The 18,243-nt window shown below is 59.9% G+C and carries 19 protein-coding genes and 1 pseudogene; 11 read left to right on the forward strand and 9 right to left on the reverse strand.

What is annotated here, in order from left to right; genetic code table 11:
- The first annotated feature begins 109 nt into the window (after positions 1-109).
- The 4 genes from xylB (at position 110) to QMK54_RS16455 (ending at position 3,555) form a co-directional block, all read left to right on the forward strand.
- On the forward strand, positions 110-1,606 hold the full coding sequence (gene xylB, locus QMK54_RS16440) for a xylulokinase (RefSeq protein WP_320400889.1): 1,497 nt from the start codon (positions 110-112) through the stop codon (positions 1,604-1,606).
- Positions 1,607-1,619: 13 nt separating this feature from the next.
- The gene (locus tag QMK54_RS16445) at positions 1,620-2,564 is read left to right on the forward strand and encodes a carbohydrate kinase (RefSeq protein ID WP_320400890.1); all 945 of its coding nucleotides are present in this window, start codon (positions 1,620-1,622) and stop codon (positions 2,562-2,564) included.
- A 237-nt stretch (positions 2,565-2,801) separates the two neighbouring features.
- On the forward strand, positions 2,802-3,068 hold the full coding sequence (locus QMK54_RS16450) for a DUF2790 domain-containing protein (RefSeq protein WP_110662424.1): 267 nt from the start codon (positions 2,802-2,804) through the stop codon (positions 3,066-3,068).
- A 91-nt stretch (positions 3,069-3,159) separates the two neighbouring features.
- Positions 3,160-3,555 (forward strand): hypothetical protein, encoded by a 396-nt coding sequence (locus tag QMK54_RS16455; protein WP_320400891.1) that lies wholly within the window; start codon positions 3,160-3,162, stop codon positions 3,553-3,555.
- Here QMK54_RS16455 and QMK54_RS16460 read toward each other — a convergent pair.
- A complete protein-coding gene (locus QMK54_RS16460) occupies positions 3,552-3,818 on the reverse strand; it encodes a DUF1652 domain-containing protein (protein WP_110662426.1) in 267 nt (88 codons plus the stop codon). The genes QMK54_RS16455 and QMK54_RS16460 overlap by 4 nt on opposite strands.
- Positions 3,819-4,099: 281 nt before the next feature.
- Between QMK54_RS16460 and eco the strand changes: the two genes are divergently transcribed.
- Positions 4,100-4,582 carry a serine protease inhibitor ecotin gene (gene eco, locus QMK54_RS16465; protein ID WP_320400892.1) on the forward strand — a complete coding sequence of 161 codons (483 nt, stop codon included), beginning with the start codon at positions 4,100-4,102 and terminating at the stop codon, positions 4,580-4,582.
- Between the two features lie 75 nt (positions 4,583-4,657).
- Here the strand turns inward: eco and ilvA are convergent.
- Positions 4,658-5,653: pseudogene (gene ilvA, locus QMK54_RS16470) on the reverse strand (threonine ammonia-lyase, biosynthetic); the annotation flags it as partial.
- A 247-nt stretch (positions 5,654-5,900) separates the two neighbouring features.
- Between ilvA and QMK54_RS16475 the strand changes: the two are divergent.
- The gene (locus QMK54_RS16475; protein ID WP_223588849.1) at positions 5,901-6,236 is read left to right on the forward strand and encodes a DUF2834 domain-containing protein; all 336 of its coding nucleotides are present in this window, start codon (positions 5,901-5,903) and stop codon (positions 6,234-6,236) included.
- 217 nt (positions 6,237-6,453) lie between these two features.
- On the opposite strand, the gene QMK54_RS16480 is transcribed toward QMK54_RS16475, so the two are convergent.
- A complete protein-coding gene (locus tag QMK54_RS16480; protein ID WP_320400893.1) occupies positions 6,454-7,602 on the reverse strand; it encodes a PQQ-dependent sugar dehydrogenase in 1,149 nt (382 codons plus the stop codon).
- A 67-nt stretch (positions 7,603-7,669) separates the two neighbouring features.
- Positions 7,670-8,017, reverse strand: coding sequence for a hypothetical protein (locus tag QMK54_RS16485; protein WP_320400894.1), 348 nt, complete (start codon positions 8,015-8,017; stop codon positions 7,670-7,672).
- Between the two features lie 192 nt (positions 8,018-8,209).
- Here QMK54_RS16485 and QMK54_RS16490 point away from each other — a divergent pair, with 192 nt between their 5' ends.
- The gene (locus QMK54_RS16490) at positions 8,210-9,070 is read left to right on the forward strand and encodes a Ku protein (RefSeq protein ID WP_223594537.1); all 861 of its coding nucleotides are present in this window, start codon (positions 8,210-8,212) and stop codon (positions 9,068-9,070) included.
- A 125-nt stretch (positions 9,071-9,195) separates the two neighbouring features.
- Here QMK54_RS16490 and lpxO read toward each other — a convergent pair whose 3' ends face one another.
- Complete coding sequence (gene lpxO / locus QMK54_RS16495; protein WP_110661828.1) at positions 9,196-10,095, reverse strand: lipid A hydroxylase LpxO; 900 nt, start codon at positions 10,093-10,095, stop codon at positions 9,196-9,198.
- Between the two features lie 472 nt (positions 10,096-10,567).
- Between lpxO and QMK54_RS16500 the strand changes: the two genes are divergently transcribed.
- Positions 10,568-12,154: an ABC-F family ATPase gene (locus QMK54_RS16500; RefSeq protein ID WP_103393275.1), complete on the forward strand. Its 1,587-nt coding sequence runs from the start codon at positions 10,568-10,570 to the stop codon at positions 12,152-12,154.
- A gap of 226 nt (positions 12,155-12,380) precedes the next feature.
- Entirely contained in the window at positions 12,381-13,568 is a 1,188-nt protein-coding gene (locus tag QMK54_RS16505) for an MFS transporter (protein ID WP_223592305.1), read from the forward strand.
- 98 nt (positions 13,569-13,666) lie between these two features.
- Here the strand turns inward: QMK54_RS16505 and QMK54_RS16510 are convergent, their stop codons facing one another.
- Complete coding sequence (locus QMK54_RS16510; RefSeq protein ID WP_103393273.1) at positions 13,667-14,704, reverse strand: alpha/beta hydrolase family protein; 1,038 nt, start codon at positions 14,702-14,704, stop codon at positions 13,667-13,669.
- 169 nt (positions 14,705-14,873) lie between these two features.
- On the reverse strand, positions 14,874-15,485 hold the full coding sequence (locus QMK54_RS16515) for an FMN-dependent NADH-azoreductase (protein ID WP_223592307.1): 612 nt from the start codon (positions 15,483-15,485) through the stop codon (positions 14,874-14,876).
- Between the two features lie 131 nt (positions 15,486-15,616).
- Here QMK54_RS16515 and QMK54_RS16520 point away from each other — a divergent pair, with 131 nt between their 5' ends.
- Together QMK54_RS16520 and QMK54_RS16525 are read left to right on the forward strand one after the other, a co-directional pair.
- Positions 15,617-16,525: a LysR substrate-binding domain-containing protein gene (locus tag QMK54_RS16520; protein WP_110661087.1), complete on the forward strand. Its 909-nt coding sequence runs from the start codon at positions 15,617-15,619 to the stop codon at positions 16,523-16,525.
- A complete protein-coding gene (locus QMK54_RS16525) occupies positions 16,522-16,881 on the forward strand; it encodes an MmcQ/YjbR family DNA-binding protein (RefSeq protein ID WP_320400895.1) in 360 nt (119 codons plus the stop codon). The genes QMK54_RS16520 and QMK54_RS16525 overlap by 4 nt, the downstream gene beginning before the upstream one ends.
- Before the next feature lie 11 nt (positions 16,882-16,892).
- Here the strand turns inward: QMK54_RS16525 and QMK54_RS16530 are convergent, their stop codons facing one another.
- The gene (locus QMK54_RS16530; RefSeq protein WP_320400896.1) at positions 16,893-17,321 is read right to left on the reverse strand and encodes a DUF1294 domain-containing protein; all 429 of its coding nucleotides are present in this window, start codon (positions 17,319-17,321) and stop codon (positions 16,893-16,895) included.
- The gene (locus QMK54_RS16535) at positions 17,318-18,148 is read right to left on the reverse strand and encodes an undecaprenyl-diphosphate phosphatase (RefSeq protein ID WP_110661090.1); all 831 of its coding nucleotides are present in this window, start codon (positions 18,146-18,148) and stop codon (positions 17,318-17,320) included. Before QMK54_RS16535 ends, QMK54_RS16530 begins: the two co-directional genes overlap by 4 nt.
- Positions 18,149-18,243: the final 95 nt, after the last annotated feature.

Raw genomic sequence — 18,243 nt, forward strand, 5'->3', positions numbered from 1 at the left:
GCCCGCTCCTACATTTGGAATGCATTCCCCTGTGGGAGCGGGCTTGCTCGCGAAGGCGGCCTGACAGGCACCAGGGATACTCAATCCAGACGTGTATCAAGGATTCAGCATGACAACCCAACAACACTTCCTCGGCATCGACTGCGGCACCCAGGGCACCAAAGCCATCATCCTCGACGCGGCCAGTGGTGAAGTGCTCGGCCAGGGCGCAGCCACCCACACGATGATCAGCGGCGCCAACGGCCGTCGCGAACAGGACACCCATCAATGGCTGGAAGCCTTCGCCACAGCCACCCGCCGCGCCTTGCTCGCGGCCAAGGTCGATGGCCAGTCGATCCTGGGCATTGGCGTCTCCGGCCAGCAGCACGGCCTGGTGCTGCTCGACGATCAGGGCAAGGTGCTGCGCCCGGCCAAACTCTGGTGTGACACCGAAACCACCCCGGAGAATGAACGCCTGCTGGCTCACCTGGGCGGCGAAAAGGGTTCGCTGGAACGCCTCGGCGTGGTCATCGCACCGGGCTACACCGCGTCCAAGCTCTTATGGACCAAAGAGCAGCACCCCGAGGTGTTTTCCCGGATCGCCCGCATATTGTTGCCCCACGACTTCCTCAACCATTGGCTCACCGGACGCAGTTGCAGTGAATACGGTGATGCCTCCGGCACCGGGTATTTCAACATTCGAACCCGTCAGTGGGATTTGCAATTGTTGCGTGACATCGATCCGGGCGGACGCCTGCAAGCCGCCCTGCCGGAACTGATCGATGCCCATCAGCCGGTCGGCACGATTCTGCCGGGGATTGCCGAACACCTGGACATCAACCCGCGGGCCTTGGTGTCCAGTGGCGGCGGCGACAACATGATGGGCGCCATCGGCACCGGCAACATCCAGCCCGGCGCAATCACCATGAGTCTCGGTTCGTCGGGCACGGTGTACGCCTATGCCGATCAGCCGAACGTTGCCCCGCAGTCCGCAGTCGCCACGTTCTGTTCTTCCAGCGGTGGCTGGCTGCCGTTGATCTGCACCATGAACCTGACCAATGCCACCGGGCTGATTCGCGACCTGCTGGAACTCGACATCGATGAATTCAACGAGCTTATTGCCCAGGCACCGATCGGTGCCGAAGGTGTGTGCATGCTGCCGTTCTTCAACGGCGAGCGGGTACCCGCCCTGCCCCATGCGAGCGGCAGCCTGTCGGGCCTGACCATGACCAACCTGACCCGGGCCAACCTGTGCCGCGCGGTGGTCGAAGGCACGACGTTCGGTTTGCGTTACGGACTGGACCTGCTACGTCACAATGGCTTACAAAGCCGCAGCATTCGGCTGATCGGTGGCGGTTCGAAAAGTGCGGTGTGGCGGCAGATCGTCGCCGATACCATGAATACACCAGTGATCTGCACCGAACAAAGCGAGGCCGCGGCCCTGGGTGCGGCGATTCAGGCGGCCTGGTGCGTATCCCGGGCAAACGGACACGAAGACAGTCTGGCGCACTTGTGCGAACGCTGCGTGAAACTCGACCCGGCCAGTGAAACCCTGCCGGTCACGGGCAATGTCCAAGCCAGTCAGCAAGCTTATGAACGCTATCAACAGCATGTCGCAACCCTTTGAAGAGTGAACAATTATGTACCTGGTGTGTGGCGAAGCGCTGTTCGATTTTTTCAGTGAAAACGACGCCAGCGGTCTGGCGTCCAACGTGAATTTCAAAGCCATCGCCGGTGGCTCGCCGTTCAACGTGGCGGTGGGCTTGCGCCGGTTGGGCGTGGACTCGGCACTGTTGGCCGGGTTGTCCACTGACTACCTGGGAAGACGCCTGCTGCAGGTGCTGCTAGATGAAGGCGTGCGGCCGGACTACCTGTTGGACTTTGCCGCGCCGACCACCCTGGCGATGGTTGCGGTCGGCGCCAATGGCTCACCGCAGTACAGCTTCCGCGGCGAAGGCTGCGCCGATCGGCAATTGCAACCGGAGCACCTGCCGACACTCGGGCCTGAGGTGCGTGGCCTGCATATCGGCTCGTTTTCCCTGGTGGTGCAGCCGATTGCCGACACGCTCCTGGCATTGGTACGCAGGGAAAGCGGCAAGCGCCTGATCAGCCTCGATCCGAACGTGCGCCTGAACCCGCAGCCGGACATAGACCTGTGGCGTAAACGTATCGCGACGCTGGTGGAGCTGGCCGACCTGATCAAGGTCAGTGACGAGGACCTGCATCTGTTGTACCCCGACCAGGATCCGGCGCAGGTCATCGCAGGCTGGTTGCAGCACCGCTGTCAGTTGGTGTTCCTGACCCGCGGCGGCGAAGGCGCGAGCGTGTTCAGCCGGGCTCATGGTTCTTGGTCGACACCCGCCTGCTCGGTAGAAATCGCCGACACCGTGGGCGCGGGCGATACCTTTCAGGCGGCGCTGATTACCTGGCTCACCGAACAGCAGCTGGACTCGGTGGAGGGTTTGAAGCAACTTGGCCGCGAGCAGATCGACCGCATGCTGAAGTTCGCGGTGCAGGCGGCGGCGTTGACGTGCAGCAAGACAGGACCGGATTTGCCTTATCGCAAGCATCTGGATTTGTGCTGAATTCGAGGGCCTCTTCGACTTGCTTGCGAAGGCTTTCCATCCGGCGCCTGATGGTCTTAACTGATACCCGTGACCACAGCGTTGCGACAGGCGGCGTTCAGCCGAATTAACCCTCGCTTAACCGTGTGGTCCAACACTTCACTGGACCGCACGCCCTCAGACTGTTCTGACGCCCAGTGCGGCAGGTTCGACAAGCCACACATCGAACTGACTTTCCGTCCGCACCGGAGATCACTGATGAACACTCGCACCCTGCTGGTTACCGCCGCCCTCGCCTGCACCGCATTTGCCGGGCTGGCTCAAGCCAATGACACCACTACTTCCCAGGCCGTGCCTTATCACTACGGCATGCCATTGCATGTCAGCAAAGTGATTTCACTGACCGAGCCCGACACCATGGAGTGCAAAGTGGTGAAGGCCGACATGAAGTACATCGATGACGCGGGAAAACCTGCAGAAATTACCTACCGTAAACTTTCCGACGCCTGCGAGAACCAGGGCTGAGCGAAACGTCTGATTTGGCACCTGCCGGTATTCCTTTGAGGGTTGCGGCGCTATGCTCTAGCGCCTCCCTCACTGCCCGCAAGGATTCGCCATGCAGTTGTCGTTTCGTACATTGTCGACGTTTACCGCCGCTCTATGCTTTTTCCTGGCCCTGGTGTGGGGTCTCGTGCCGCAGCGGTTACTGTCGCTCTGGGATATGGAGTTTTCATTCGCCGCAGGCTTGATCGCACGACGCACGGCTGTGCTGTTTGCAGCATTGAGCGTGATGTTCTATCTGGTTCGCCATGAACCCCCGTCCTCAGTCCGAAATGCATTGAGCCATGGCTTCGTGGTCGGCTGTTGGGGATTGGCTGCGCTGGGCTTTGGCGAATGGCTCAATGGTCATGCCGGGCCCGGCATTTTACTGGCGGTCGCCCTTGAACTGGCGCTGGGCCTGGCATTCTTCCAGACCCGGCGCGTGTCGGTGGAGCATGAAACCGCAGGCTAGAGCGCTTTGCCCAGCATCGAGTGCGGCTCGACCTCTACGTGATGCTGTCTGGAACGCAGTTGGCCGATCAACTCGTTTATTTCCCGACAACCATTGAGCCCGGAGGCATCGATGCCAGTGACCAATAGGTCGAGGTGATCGGTTTGCCCGTCGGCATAGACCTTGACGGTCATCGACAGATCCGGTGACAACGTGCACTGGCAACGCTGGGGTAAAAAGCTGCTTTCGATGATGTTGCGAATTTCCAAGGCAGAAAGAAACATGGCGACCCTCTCCTTTGTGAGACTGCCAATGATGGTCAATGCTCGCTCATGTGAAATCCCGGCAAGCTTCAAGGACAGCTACAGCATAAAACATGCCCCGGATTTCGCCGTGCAGCTCATCGGCAAATCAAGAGGTTAGGCAAATCACCGGTAAAGCCTGTCATGCAGATTGCAATAAACACCCCTGACGAACCCGCAATTTGCACGCTCGGCCCTGCGGGTTTGCATTCACTGCACACGACAGTGAAAATGCCGTCCTTCACTTCAAGCAAGGAGGCAACATGAATTCATTGACCGTCAACGCGAGCGCAGCGCTGTTCGCACTGGGGCTTGCTTGCGTTGCACATGCCGCCAAACTCGAAGACACCGCGCCCTATCCGAAGGCCGACAGCGGGTTTACCCGCCAGGTCATCCACCTTGCGCCACAGGCTCGGGAAGACGACTTCCAGGTCGAGATCCTGGCCGGCAAGACAATGACCGTTGACTGCAATCACCCCCGCCTGGGCGGCATTCTCGAGGAGAAGAACCTCGAGGGTTGGGGCTACCCGTTCTATCGCCTGGAAAAAGTCATTGGCCCGATGAGCACGCTGATGGCCTGCCCTGCCGGCACGAGCAAAGAGGATTTTGTCCCGGTGGTCGGCGACGGCTTCCTGCTGCGTTACAACAGCAAGCTGCCGCTGGTGCTGTACGTGCCCAAGGACATCGAAGTGCGCTACCGAATCTGGTCGGCATCGAACAAGGTCGAGAAAGCCGTTCAGGAATAACCGGGCATCCGCCGCAATGTGGTGAGGGAGCTTGCTGCCTCACCACAGGGACAAGCGTCATGCCTGGGCGCCACTCAACGCGGCGCGCTCGGCCACATGCCCCAGGCTGTCGAAGTTGATGTTGGCTCCTGAGTCGATGGCGATCAGGGTCTGACCACGAACCCCGCTCCGTGCCACGTACTTCTTGATTCCGGCCACCGCCAGCGCGCCGGAAGGTTCGGTGATCGAGCGGGTATCGTCGTAGATATTCTTGATCGCGGCGCAAAGCTCGTCGTTGCTTACCGTCAGCACCTCATCCACGCAAAACCGGCAGACCTCGAAGCCGTAAGCGCCGATCTGTGCCACCGCCACCCCATCGGCGAAGGTGCCGACGCTCGGCAGCACCACCCGTTCGCTGGCCTGCATCGCCGCTTGCAGGCACGCGGAATGTTCCGACTCGACGCCAATGATGCGCACCTCCGGCCGTAGGTACTTGACGTAAGCGGCGATGCCCGCGATCAGCCCCCCGCCTCCCACCGGCACGAAGATCGCATCCAGCGGACCTTGATGCTGGCGCAGGATTTCCATCGCCACCGTGCCTTGCCCCGCGATCACCTCCGGGTCGTCGAAAGGCGAAACAAAGGTTCGACCGGTTTCCTCGGCCAGGCCCAGTGCATAGGCCAGGGCAAACGGAAAGCTTTCGCCATGCAACACCGCATCGGCACCGCGACTGCGCACCCCGATGACCTTCAGTTGCGGTGTTGTGCTGGGCATGACAATGGTGGCGTTGATCCCCAACTCCCGCGCGGCCAGTGCCACGCCCTGGGCATGATTGCCGGCAGAAGCCGTGACCACGCCGCGAGCCTTTTGCGCGTCGCTCAGTTGCACCAGCTTGTTGTAGGCGCCGCGGATCTTGAAGGAAAAGGTCGGCTGCAGGTCTTCGCGCTTGAGCAGGACCTGATTACCCAAGGCTTCAGACAACGCGGGTGCCGCCTGCAACGGCGTGCGCACAGCCAGTTCATACACCGGCGCGGCAAGGATTTTTTTCACGTAGCGTTCAAGCAGGGCTTGCTGGTCGGTGGTAAAGCTCATGGTCGTCTCCTGAATTTGATCTGGGCCCCGGAGACAGAAAATGAAAACCCGCCTCTAGGGCGGGTTGGGTGCTGCAGTCGTGAGCTAGCCCGCCAAATGAGGAATGGCGGTAATAATGCTTGGCTGGCAGCGCAATACGGTGGAAGTCATGGCTCGAAATTAGCCGGACGCTGATGGCAAGTCAATGGCAAATTTGTGGTGGTCGCTATAGGCTGCTGATTCCAGTCATTGCCCAAGGAAGGAACACATGAATGCCATTGCCTTGCCCCTGATCGCCCTGATCGCCTTTGCCGGCTATACCGTTTCGGTGATGCTCCAGGCCGAGCAATCGCTGATCGAGTTCGGCATCAGCCTGATGTCACGACCTGATACCGCGCAAGTTGTGATCGATCTTTACCTGCTGGCGACACTGGCGGGCATCTGGATGTACCGGGATGCACGAAAGCGCGGGCAATCGGCGCTTTCGGTGGTGCCTTATCTATTGATTACCGCGGTGTTTGTGTCGATTGGGCCATTGTTGTATCTGGTGGTGCGAGGGCTGCAGAATCGGAAAAAATTGCTGAATGTCGGGCAAGTGGGCTGATCCGGGAATGGCGGCGGCTACAGATCGCCATCGCTGGCAAGCCAGCTCCTCCAGGGTCTGTGGCGACCACATAAACATTGTAGGAACTGGCTTGCCAGCGAAGGCGGTTTGAAAGCCGCCGACATCTCACTTCGCCAACCGCTTCAGCCCGACCACCATCGCCCCCGCCCCGAGCATCATCGCCGACAGGAGCAACGGGTAGGAAACCCGCTACTGGCTACTTCAAACCCACCCTGTACAACCCGCCCGTCTCCTCATCGGTCAACACATACAGATAACCATCGGGCCCTTGGCGCACGTCGCGAATGCGCTTTTTAAAATCGCCGAGCAAGCGCTCCTCGTGTATCACCTTGTCGCCATCGAACTCCAGGCGGATCAGTTCCTCGCTGACCAACGCACCGATGAACACGTTGTGCTGCCAGGCCTTGAAACGATCGGCATCGTAGAATGCCATGCCACTCAGGCCCGGGGACTTTTCCCAGACATGATTCGGAGCAACGGTGCCTTCGGCGGTATCGCCCTTGGCTTCGGGAATCGGTTGGCCGGAGTAGTTGACGCCATGGGTCGCCAGTGGCCAGCCGTAATTCTTGCCGCGCTCGATGATGTTGATTTCATCGCCGCCCTGGGGACCGTGTTCGTTTTCCCACAGTGTACCGTTCCACGGATTGAGCGCCGCGCCTTGCGGGTTACGCTGCCCGTAGGACCAGATCTCCGGACGGACGTTGGCCTGGCCGACAAAGGGGTTGTCCTTGGGCACCGTGCCGTCCGGGTAGATTCGCACCACTTTGCCTTGCAGTTTGTCGAGGTCCTGGGCGGTCGGGCGATCGTTGTTTTCCCCCAGGGTCACGAACAGGTAGCCGTCACGGTCGAACACCAGCCGCGAGCCGAAATGGTTGCCGACCGAGAGTTTTGGTTGCTGGCGCAGGATCACCTGGAAATCCTTGAGCGCCGTCATATCGTCGGAGAGCCGGCCGCGACCCACGGCAGTACCGGCCTTGTTACCCTCACCACCCCCTTCGGCATAGGACAGATAGACCATCCGGTCCTGCCTGAAGTCCGGTGACAATGCCACGTCCAGCAAACCGCCCTGCCCCTTGGCCCAGACCGTCGGCACGCCATTGAGCGGTGCCGACAGTTTGCCGTCGGCAGTGACAAGGCGCAGATTGCCGGGCCGTTCGGTCACCAGCATGTCTTTACTATCCGGCAAAAATGCCAGCGCCCAAGGATGTTCCAGTCCCGTCACGACAGGGGTGACTTCAAGGGTGCCTTCTTCGCTTTTCATCGTCTGGGTGGACGCGGCAAGCACAGGGACAGTGGTGACCAATGCACTGGCGCAGAGGGTTGCCAATAAGGTTTTACGCAACATGCAGGATTCCTTTTCCGATGAACATGAGGTCTGGTGAAAAATAGCGGACCGACGTGATGCCCGCCACTCAACGGTTGCCGGTGCCCGTATCTCTTGGAGCAGGATTGGGGATGAATTTAGGTGCGCTGGCGGGAGCGGTCCGGTCGGGATAGCGATTGCCGATGCCTCCATTGTCCAGGGTCGGCGGGCGCGGGACCGGCACGGTGTTCGGCCCGCGAATTGCCGGGGCGCTGGGTCGGGTGCCTTGCATGCTGTTGGGGTTGGCCCGGTTGATCGGGCTGCTGTAAGGATTGTTGTTGGTGCTGCCCGGCAGGTTCTGGGCCAATTGCCACGAAGCAGAGGTGTCGGCCCGCACCAGTGGGCCCAGTACGGCACTCAAGGCCAGCGCAATGGCGCCAAACACGTATCGGTTCATGGGGTGCCTCTCTACGTCACGTGGATAAGGACTTCGATACCACGCTACGCCCGGGGTTCGTATTTGTTAACAAAAACCTCCCCGGCAAGATGTAACACGACGTTGAACCGGGCAAAGGAACAGCCACGCAGACCACGGAAACTTTTGCCCAAGGCCGCAGGTCACCTGAACATCACTCGCGAGTAGACGACCATGGCACGGGCAATCTGGAAAGGCGCAATCAGCTTCGGACTGGTGCACATCCCCGTGGCGCTGGTCTCGGCAACGTCCTCCCAAGGCGTCGATTTCGACTGGCTGGACAGCCGCAGCATGGATCCGGTGGGCTACAAGCGTGTCAACAAGGTCACGGGCAAGGAAGTCACCAAGGAGCACATCGTCAAGGGCGTGCAATACGAAAAGGGTCGGTATGTGGTGCTCAGCGAAGAGGAGATACGTTCCGCTCACCCGCTATCGACCCAGACCATCGACATTTTTTCCTTTGTCGATGCCCAGCAGATTCCCCTGCAGAACATCGACACGCCTTACTACCTGGCACCCGACAAACGCGGCGGCAAGGTCTATGCACTGCTGCGCGAAACCCTGAGCCGAACCGGCAAGGTCGCTCTCGCCCAGGTGGTCTTGCATACCCGCCAACACCTGGCCGCGCTGATGCCGCTGGAGTCGGCGCTGGTCCTGGTGATGCTGCGCTGGCCGGCCGAGGTGCGCAGTCTCGATGAGTTGGCGCTGGGCAGCGAGGTGACCAGCCCGGAACTGGCCAAGGGCGAACTGGACATGGCCAAACGCCTGGTGGACGACATGAGCGCCGAGTGGGCGCCGCAAGATTATCGGGATGGTTTTGAAGACAAGATCATGGCGTTGGTCGACAAGAAGGCCCATGAAGGCAAGATCGAAGACGTCGAAACCGCCACTGGCGAGGATGAGCGCAAAACGGCGGACGTCATTGACCTGACCGAGTTGCTCAAGCGCAGCCTTGGCAACAAAGGTGCTGGTAAAGCAGCGGCCAAGCCAAAGGCGAGCAGCAAACCGGCAACGAGGAAGAAAGCCAGCAAGTGATTGGCTGGATGTTCCGGCCTCTTCGCGAGCAAGCCCGCTCCCACAGTGGAATGCATTTCAATGTGGGAGCGGCGGTGCGGCGATCCGACTTGCTCGCGAAGGCAGATTACGCCCACACGCAAAAATCAGATCAGAATGAACACCGCCAACAACCCGGCAAAGACCGACCACTTTTGCAGGTAGTAAAGCTTGCGGTTGCGCTTTTTCAGTTCCTTGCCGCGCAGGCGAACCTTGTAGACCTTGCCGAACAGTCGGTTGAGCCCGCCGGTCCTGTCGCCCGCCTCGTTCGGTGCACCCGCCGCCGACATGACATTGCGACTGAACCAGCGATTGAAGGCCGCCGCCCACCGATACTTCATCGGCCGCTCGACGTCGCAGAACAGGATGATGCGATTGTGTGGCGTGGTGTTTTCTGCGTAATGAATGTAGGTCTCATCGAACATCACCGCTTCGCCATCGCGCCAATGATAGTCCTGGCCATCGACATTGATGTAGCAACCGGCATCGTTCGGTGTTTCCAGGCCCAGGTGATATCGGTACGAACCGGCGTAAGGGTCGCGGTGACGCACCAGCCTGGAGCCAGGAGGCAGTTCGGCGAACATTGCCGCCTTGATCGAGCCAATGCCCTGCACCAGTTCGGTGGTGCGCGGGCAAAGCTTCATGGCCGACGGATGGCTATCGCCGTACCACTTGAGATAGAAGCGCTTCCAACCGGTCTTGAAAAACGAGTTGAAACCGACATCATCGAATTGGTTCGAGCGCTTGATCTCGCCGGCCCGAAGCAAATTCTGGCCTTCGGCACGAATTTCTTGCCAATGCGCCCGCAGTGGGCTCAGGTCGGGGAAGTCGGCCGGGTCGAGATAGGCTTTGTTGGGGATTTTCGAAAACAGATAAAGAAAGCAGTTGATCGGCGCCAGAAACGTCGAGTGATCACTCAACTGGCGACCCAACTTATGGCGCACTTGGCCACGCAGATGGACATACGCGATAGAGACAAGGTAGATAACGGCAATGATCAGTTTCACGGAAATCGTCACACGTCAGAAGTAAACACACTGCGCCCTCCCGGGTCTTGTGCAGCGACTGATTACGAAACAGCGGCCCCCTAGTGCCTTCGAGCCTTGCCGATGGTCGGTGTCCGGCTGACGGACGACATTTTAGCCACGGTTTGTAACCAATAGTTAACCTGTAACTGTGACAATGTGTCCACAAAATCCGTCGGAACCTTGCTCTGGCCTCAACGCTCTATCGCTTGAAGAGCCAGACCAGTACAATCGCCGCCAAACTTTACGCGCCCCCAGGTTGAGAGCGGGAAAAATCCCCTTTCAGCGCACGTTGACTCGGGCCAAGCGCGCCACATGCTGCTGTCCACTTAATGCCAGATGGATCTTCCACTGCCGATCGGGATGAACGTCCCGGGGTCCGATCAGTGGAAACGGGTACTGAACCGGTACTGCCGCAACCCTAGCTACTCTGAATGCTTCGCAGGAAAAACCTTTGATTTCTACAGCTAACATCACGATGCAGTTCGGCGCCAAGCCGCTCTTCGAAAACGTTTCGGTCAAGTTCAACGGTGGCAACCGTTACGGCCTGATCGGCGCCAACGGTTGCGGCAAGTCGACCTTCATGAAGATTCTCGGCAACGACCTCGAGCCGTCCGGCGGTCAGGTCATGCTGGAGCCGAACGTGCGCCTGGGTAAATTGCGCCAGGACCAGTTCGCCTACGAAGAATTCACCGTGATCGACACCGTGATCATGGGTCACGAAGAACTGTGGAAGGTCAAGGCCGAGCGCGACCGCATCTATTCGCTGCCGGAAATGAGCGAAGAAGACGGCATGGCCGTGGCCGAGCTGGAAACCGAATTCGCCGAAATGGACGGCTACACCGCCGAATCCCGCGCCGGTGAACTGCTGCTGGGCCTGGGTATTCCCCTGGAGCAGCATTTCGGTCCGATGTCCGAAGTGGCTCCGGGCTGGAAACTGCGGGTGTTGCTGGCTCAGGCGCTGTTCTCCGATCCGGAAGTGCTGTTGCTCGACGAACCGACCAACCACCTGGACATCAACACCATCCGCTGGCTGGAAACGATCCTCAAGGCGCGTAACAGCACCATGATCATCATTTCCCACGACCGTCACTTCCTCAACAGCGTCTGCACTCACATGGCTGACCTGGACTACGGCGAGTTGCGTCTGTTCCCGGGCAACTACGACGAGTACATGACCGCGGCGACTCAGTCCCGTGAGCAATTGCTGTCGGACAACGCCAAGAAGAAAGCCCAGATCTCGGAACTGCAAACGTTCGTCAGCCGCTTCTCGGCCAACGCCTCGAAAGCCAAGCAGGCCACTTCCCGTGCCAAGCAGATCGACAAGATCCAGCTGGCCGAGGTCAAGCCATCGAGCCGCGTGAGCCCGTTCATCCGTTTCGAACAGACCAAGAAGTTGCACCGCCAGGCCGTGACCATCGAGCAGATGTCCAAGGGCTTCGACGGCAAGACCCTGTTCAAGAACTTCAGCTTCACCGTCGAAGCCGGCGAGCGCGTAGCGATCATCGGCCCGAACGGTATCGGCAAGACCACCCTGCTGCGCACCTTGATGGGTGAGCTGACCCCGGACGCCGGTTCCGTGAAATGGACCGAAAGCGCGGAGCTGGGCTACTACGCCCAGGACCACGCCCATGACTTCGAAGACGACGTCAGCCTGTTCGATTGGATGGGCCAGTGGACTCAGGGCGAGCAGGTCATTCGCGGCACCCTGGGCCGCATGCTGTTCTCCAACGACGAGATCCTCAAGTCGGTCAAGGTCATCTCCGGTGGTGAGCAAGGCCGCATGCTGTTCGGCAAGCTGATCCTGCAAAAGCCGAACGTACTGGTGATGGACGAACCGACCAACCACCTGGACATGGAATCGATCGAAGCGCTGAACCTGGCGCTGGAAAACTATCCGGGCACGCTGATCTTCGTCAGCCACGACCGTGAGTTCGTATCGTCCCTGGCCACCCGCATCATCGAGTTGAGCCCGAACGGCGTGACCGACTTCAGTGGCACCTACGACGACTACCTGCGTAGCCAGGGTGTGGTGTTCTAAAACAACCTCGCTGCACTTGTAGGAGCGAGCTCGCTCGCGATGGACGACAACGATAACGCGTGCAACCTGAATGAACGCGTTATCCAGACGTTTTTCGCGAGCGATCGAGCGTCGACCGGCTGCTCCTACAGTCGGGTTGCCCCTGAAATATCGTTAGCCTGCTTCCTTTTATCCCAACGCCGCGCCATGATGCAGTTCTCCCACCGCCGCCCGCGAACGAGCCCTCATGTCTGCGCCGCAAGCTGCCCCGCAAAGCTCCATGGCGATCACCTTGCAGATCGTCTCTATCGTTTTCTACACCTTCATTGCCTTCCTCTGCATCGGTTTGCCGATTGCGGTATTGCCGGGTTATGTCCACGAACAGCTCGGGTTCAGCGCCGTCGTGGCCGGGCTGACCATCGGCTCGCAATACCTCGCTACCCTGCTCAGCCGGCCCATGGCCGGGCGGATGTCGGACAGCGTCGGCACCAAGCGCGCAATCATCTATGGCCTGTCGGGGATTGTGCTCAGTGGCGTGCTGACCTTGCTCTCGACCCTGTTGCAAGACATTCCCTTGCTCAGCCTGCTGATTTTGATCGCAGGGCGCTTGCTGCTGGGGATTGCCCAAGGCTTGATCGGCGTCGGCACCATCAGTTGGTGCATGGGCCAGGTTGGCGCCGAGCACACTGCGCGCTCGATATCCTGGAACGGCATCGCCTCTTATGGGGCGATTGCCATTGGTGCGCCGCTGGGCGTGGTGATGGTGCAACAACTCGGCTTCGCCAGCCTGGGCATCGTCCTGTCGCTGCTGGCCCTGGCCGCACTGATGCTGATTCGCAACAAGCCCTCGGTACCCGTGGTACGCGGTGAGCGCCTGCCGTTCTGGGCGGTATTCGGGCGCATTGCGCCGTTTGGCGCGAGCCTGAGCCTGGCATCCATTGGCTACGGCACGCTGACGACCTTTATCACCCTGTATTACGTCAATCGCGGCTGGACCGGCGCGGCCTACTGCCTGACCGTGTTTGGCGTGTGTTTCATTCTATCGCGGCTACTGTTCATTTCCGCCATCAGCCGTTTCGGCGGGTTCACCTCGGCCATTGCCTGCATGTGCATCGAGACGGTTGGCCTGGTGTTGCTGTGGCTGGCTCCTTCGACCGGGTATGCGCTCATTGGCGCCGGCCTGACCGGGTTCGGTCTGTCCCTGGTGTACCCGGCGCTGGGTGTCGAAGCCATTAAACAGGTGCCTAACTCCAGCCGGGGCGCGGGCTTGAGTGCTTATGCGGTGTTTTTCGACCTGGCGCTGGCAATCGCCGGCCCGTTGATGGGTGCAGTGGCGTTGAACCTGGGTTACGGGTGGATTTTCTTCTGTGCGGCGTTGTTGTCGGTGACAGGTTTGGGCCTGACGTTGCTGCTCAAGCGCCGCGCAATGGTGTAGGAGCGAGCTTGCTCGCGATAGCGGTCTGACGGTAACTAATGTGGCGCAGGTGCCACCGCCTTCGCGAGCAAGCCCGCTCCCACAGGATATCTGGCGCATTACTGATCGGCGGTCTGCATCCCGGCGCGGGTCGCCCTGCCCAAAGTACGCGAAAAGAAACTTCCGGCTTCAGAGATCAAATTGCGGTGAATGTCTTGCCGGTCGACACCATCGGCATCGGTACACAACGCGGGCATGATCGCAATCTGCTCGTCATTGCACGGCGCCATGAATACGAAGTGCCCTGCCCCGGCCAGTAACTTGAAGTCCGGCGCTGTCGGCAGTTTGCGCGCCAGGGCTGCGGCGTTCTTGTCGACCGCCACCAGTTTGTCGCCATCGCCGCTGTAAAGCAGCACCGGCACATGCACATCGGCCAAGGTGTGACGGCCGAACTTCAGGCTCAGCGGCGCCATCAGCATCAAGGCATGGACACGCGGATCGGCCACCGGTTGCAGGTCGTCGCGGTCGACAATCAGTTCGCCCTGGGTGTTGCAGGCATCGCGGTCATCCGGACGCTCCTGGCAATAACGGCGCAGGCGATCCAGGTCCGGTGTCGCGCCGGACAGAATCAATGCGGTCTCGCCACCGGCCGAATAGCCAATGACCCCCACCTGATTGGCATTGACGAAAGGCGACAGCATGCGGTCGCCCAAAGTCGCGGTTATGGCTTCGGAAATCTGGATCGGTCGACCATACAGGTTACTCAAAGTACCGAGGCGGCTGTGGTCCCTGGAGTTGTCACCCGGGTGGATCACTGCCACCACGACAAAGCCCTTGCGTGCCAGAGAGGTGGCGAGGTCGTGCAACGCCAGTGGCGTGCCGGTGTTCCCGTGGGACAGCATCAGCATGGGGAAGCGGCCAATGGCGACCTTGGTGTCCTCCCCGGCTTCGACGGTGTAACCCTCGAGTTTGCTGGTGTGCTCCCAGTCACTGGAAGGATAGAAGGCGATGGCGCGCATCGGCTGCAGGTCCAGCGGATCGAGAAAGGTCATCTCATGGAAGCCGACGCTCCAGTGAGGATGCGGCGCAGGCGCGGCGTGCACTGTATTCAGGCTGCTGAGCAGGCAAATCAGTAAAGTTGCACAAAGACGCACCATGGGATGCCCCACCTTGTTACCGGACTTGAGACGTAGACCCTGGAAAGCATAAGTCGGGCCACAATCTGAAACGACCAGAAACAAAAAACTCCGTAGCTGGTACTTGCGTAACCAGAATACAGAGTTTTTTGGGGCATTACCTGAACGGTTGCTTACTTTTACGCAAGCCTTACGCGGCGGCGAACAACTGCTCGCTGATTTGCGCGTGGGCAGCGCTCATGGCTTTGTTGCGCACGTCGTCACCGTAAGCCAGGCCTTCGGCGCGGACGATTTCGATGTCGGTGACGCCGATGAAACCGAACAGCAACTTCAAGTATTCTTCGTGGGCAACACCGGTTGCCTGACCGGCGTGCATGCCGCCAGACGTCGAGACGATCACCACTTTCTTGCCGCCGCACAGGCCTTCAGGGCCCGCTTCGGTGTAGCGGAAGGTCTGACCGGCAACGGCGATACGGTCGATCCAGGCCTTCAACTGAGTCGGGATGGTGAAGTTGTACATCGGTGCGGCAATCACCACGGCATCGGCGGCGAGGAATTCGGCCAGGGTCGAGGCACTCAGTTCGGCTTCGTGCTGTTGTGCGGCGTCGCGCAGTTCAGCAGTGGTGCCGGCGGCAACCAGGGTGTTGGCCGAGAAGTGGCTGATCGCGTCGGCGGCCAGGTCACGGTAGGTCACCACGGCGGTTGACTCGGCGGCTTGCCAGGCCTTGACGACTTCACCGCTCAACTGACGGGAAGCCGAGTTGTCGCCCAGGATGCTCGAATCGATATGCAGCAGTTTCATGTGGGATCTCCAGGTGAGGATCGCCCACAAGGGCGATCTGATGGGACTAATCCTACAGACGAAACCAATAGCTGATTAGACGGCAACAATGCGATAGTTCGTCTCACAGATAGAACAATCGGATTCACATCATGCAAGACCTCAACGACCTGTATTACTTCGCCAAAGTCGTGGAAGCCGGGGGATTCGCGGCAGCCGGGCGTTTGCTGGGCATCCCCAAGTCCCGACTGTCACGTCGCATCGCCGAACTGGAAGAACGCCTTGGCGCACGATTACTGCAACGCACCACCCGACAGCTGAAACTGACTGCCGTGGGTGAACGCTACCTCAGGCACTGTCAGGCGATGCTGCTGGAGGCGGAAATGGCCGACGAGGCCGTGGCCAGCATGTCCAGCGAGCCCCGTGGACGCTTGCGGGTGTCCTGCCCGGTCGGGCTGGCCCACGAAATATTGCCGGGGGTGATCAGCGACTTTCTGGAGCGGTTTCCGCAAGTCCAGCTGGAGGTCATGCTGCTCAACCGGCGGGTCGACCTGGTGAACGAAGGCATTGACGTGGCCCTGCGCGTGCGCGAACTGGGCGACGAAGATCCGCTGCTGGTCACCCGCCGCCTGCGCCAGGCGCAGATGCTGATGGTCGCCAGCCCCGGTTTTCTCGTTGGCCGCGAGATCAATCATCCCGAGGATCTGAAAAGCCTGCCGGTACTTGGTGCCCTCGAACCCGACCGCATGGTGCACATCCGCATGCTGGATCAAAAGGGTAAAAGTTGTGAACTCGCGCTCGAGGCACGGCTGGGCATCGACGACTTTATCGTGCGCAAGGCCAGCACCCTCTCCGGTCTGGGCTTTACGATGCTGCCCATGATGTATTGCGAGCAGGAACTGGAAAACGGCTCGCTGGTGCAGTTGTTACCCGACTGGTCGTTGCCCGGTGGCTGGCTGCAAGCGGTCTATCCTCATCGACGCGGAGTGATGCCGGCGGTACGCGCCTGGATTGACCATTTGGTCGAATCCTTCAATGCCTGTGGGGAAAGATTGTTATGAAAGCTGGACGGATGAGCGAAGAGGATGTCGCGAAGTATTGCCTGACCCTGCCCGGCGCTCGGGAAGACTATAAATGGGGAGGCGTGCGGGTGTTTTCGATTGCCGGGAACAAGATGTTCGCCTTGCAGGGGTTACGGGGTGATTCCCTGGCCTTCAAGGTCGACAAGGACTTGTTTCTCGGCTATTGCGACCGCCCGGGGATTCATCCGGCGCCTTATCTGGCGCGCGCGCAGTGGATCATCATGGAAACGCCCTACCCGCTCGGTAGCGAAGAACTACAGGGTTTGCTGCAGCGCTCCCATCAATTGGTGGTGAGCAGACTGCCAAAGCGGACTCAAGTCGGACTCCTGTTATAAAGCCTTCTTTATCAGAACAAGGCGAACAGGTTTGCGCCGAGGAACAGGTGATCGATCCAGAACACTTGGTGCAGCAGCACGATGAGCCAGAACACCAACTGAAACGACACCTTGCGCGTTTTGTGTCGAAACGCTTGCTGGGCCAACAACGCCCCGGGCCAGCCTCCGGCGAGTTCCAGCGCATGCAGGACATTCTCCGGTGTGCGCCATTGCTCGGCGCGCGCCTTGCGCTTGTCGCTCCAGTACAGGATAAACGTCACGACGCTGACGATGCCGTAGGCCGCCAGGGGAATCAGAGACTCCCCATGCAGCCAGAACGACACCGAACCCGACAGCGGCAACGCGCACAGGATGGCAAACACCAGCCACTTCAGCCGTGGATAACGGACCTGTCCCCCGGACTGGCGTCCGGGGTTATTGCGCGAGCGCGAGTCACTCACGGCTTGGCCGCGCTCCAGTCAACCCAGCCGAATTGCCAGGTCGCCAGGATGATCAGGCCGAACACGATGCGATACCAGGCAAACGCCGCATAGCTGTGGTTGGCGATGAACTTGAGCAGCCCGCGGACGGCAATCATCGCGAAGATGAACGCGGTGACGAAGCCGATCGCGAACACCGGGAAATCCGCCGGGACAAACAGGTGGCGGTATTTATAACCCGAGTACACCGCCGCGCCGACCATGGTAGGCATCGCCAGGAAGAACGAGAACTCGGTAGCGGTCTTGCGCGACAGGCCGAACAGCAACCCGCCGATGATCGTCGAGCCCGAACGCGAAGTGCCCGGAATCATGGCCAGGCATTGGGCGAAGCCAACTTTCAGGGCATCTTTCCAGGTGATGTCGTCCACGGTTTCGGCGTGCACTTCATGCTGACGGCGCTCGGCCCACAGCATGATGATGCCGCCTATGACCAGTGCCGTTGCCACGGTGATCGGATTGAACAAGTACTCGTGGATCAGGTCGGCAAAGATGACGCCCAACACCACGGCCGGCAAGAACGCGATCAACAGATTCGCGGTAAACCGCCGGGCCCCCGGCTGGGTCGGCAGGCCGATGACCACGTCGAAGATCTTGCGGCGAAACTCCCACACCACCGCCAGGATGGCACCCAGTTGAATGATGATGTTGAACGCCATCGCCCGCTCGCCGCCGAAGCCGAGCAAGTCGGCCACGATGATCTGGTGGCCCGTACTGGAAATGGGCAGGAACTCGGTCAGCCCTTCTACAACCCCAAGAATCAATGCCTGAAAGGCGGTCCAAAGATCCATCAATCCCCCAAAAGGCTATGCGCGCCGGCATGCCCCGTTAGTATTTTTCAAAAACTTACAATGCGACCAGCGTAGCTGATCCCCCGCGCCTCAAT

Origin of the sequence: Pseudomonas sp. P5_109 (assembly GCF_034009455.1) — a bacterium.
In the GTDB taxonomy this organism is placed as follows: Bacteria; Pseudomonadota; Gammaproteobacteria; order Pseudomonadales; family Pseudomonadaceae; genus Aquipseudomonas.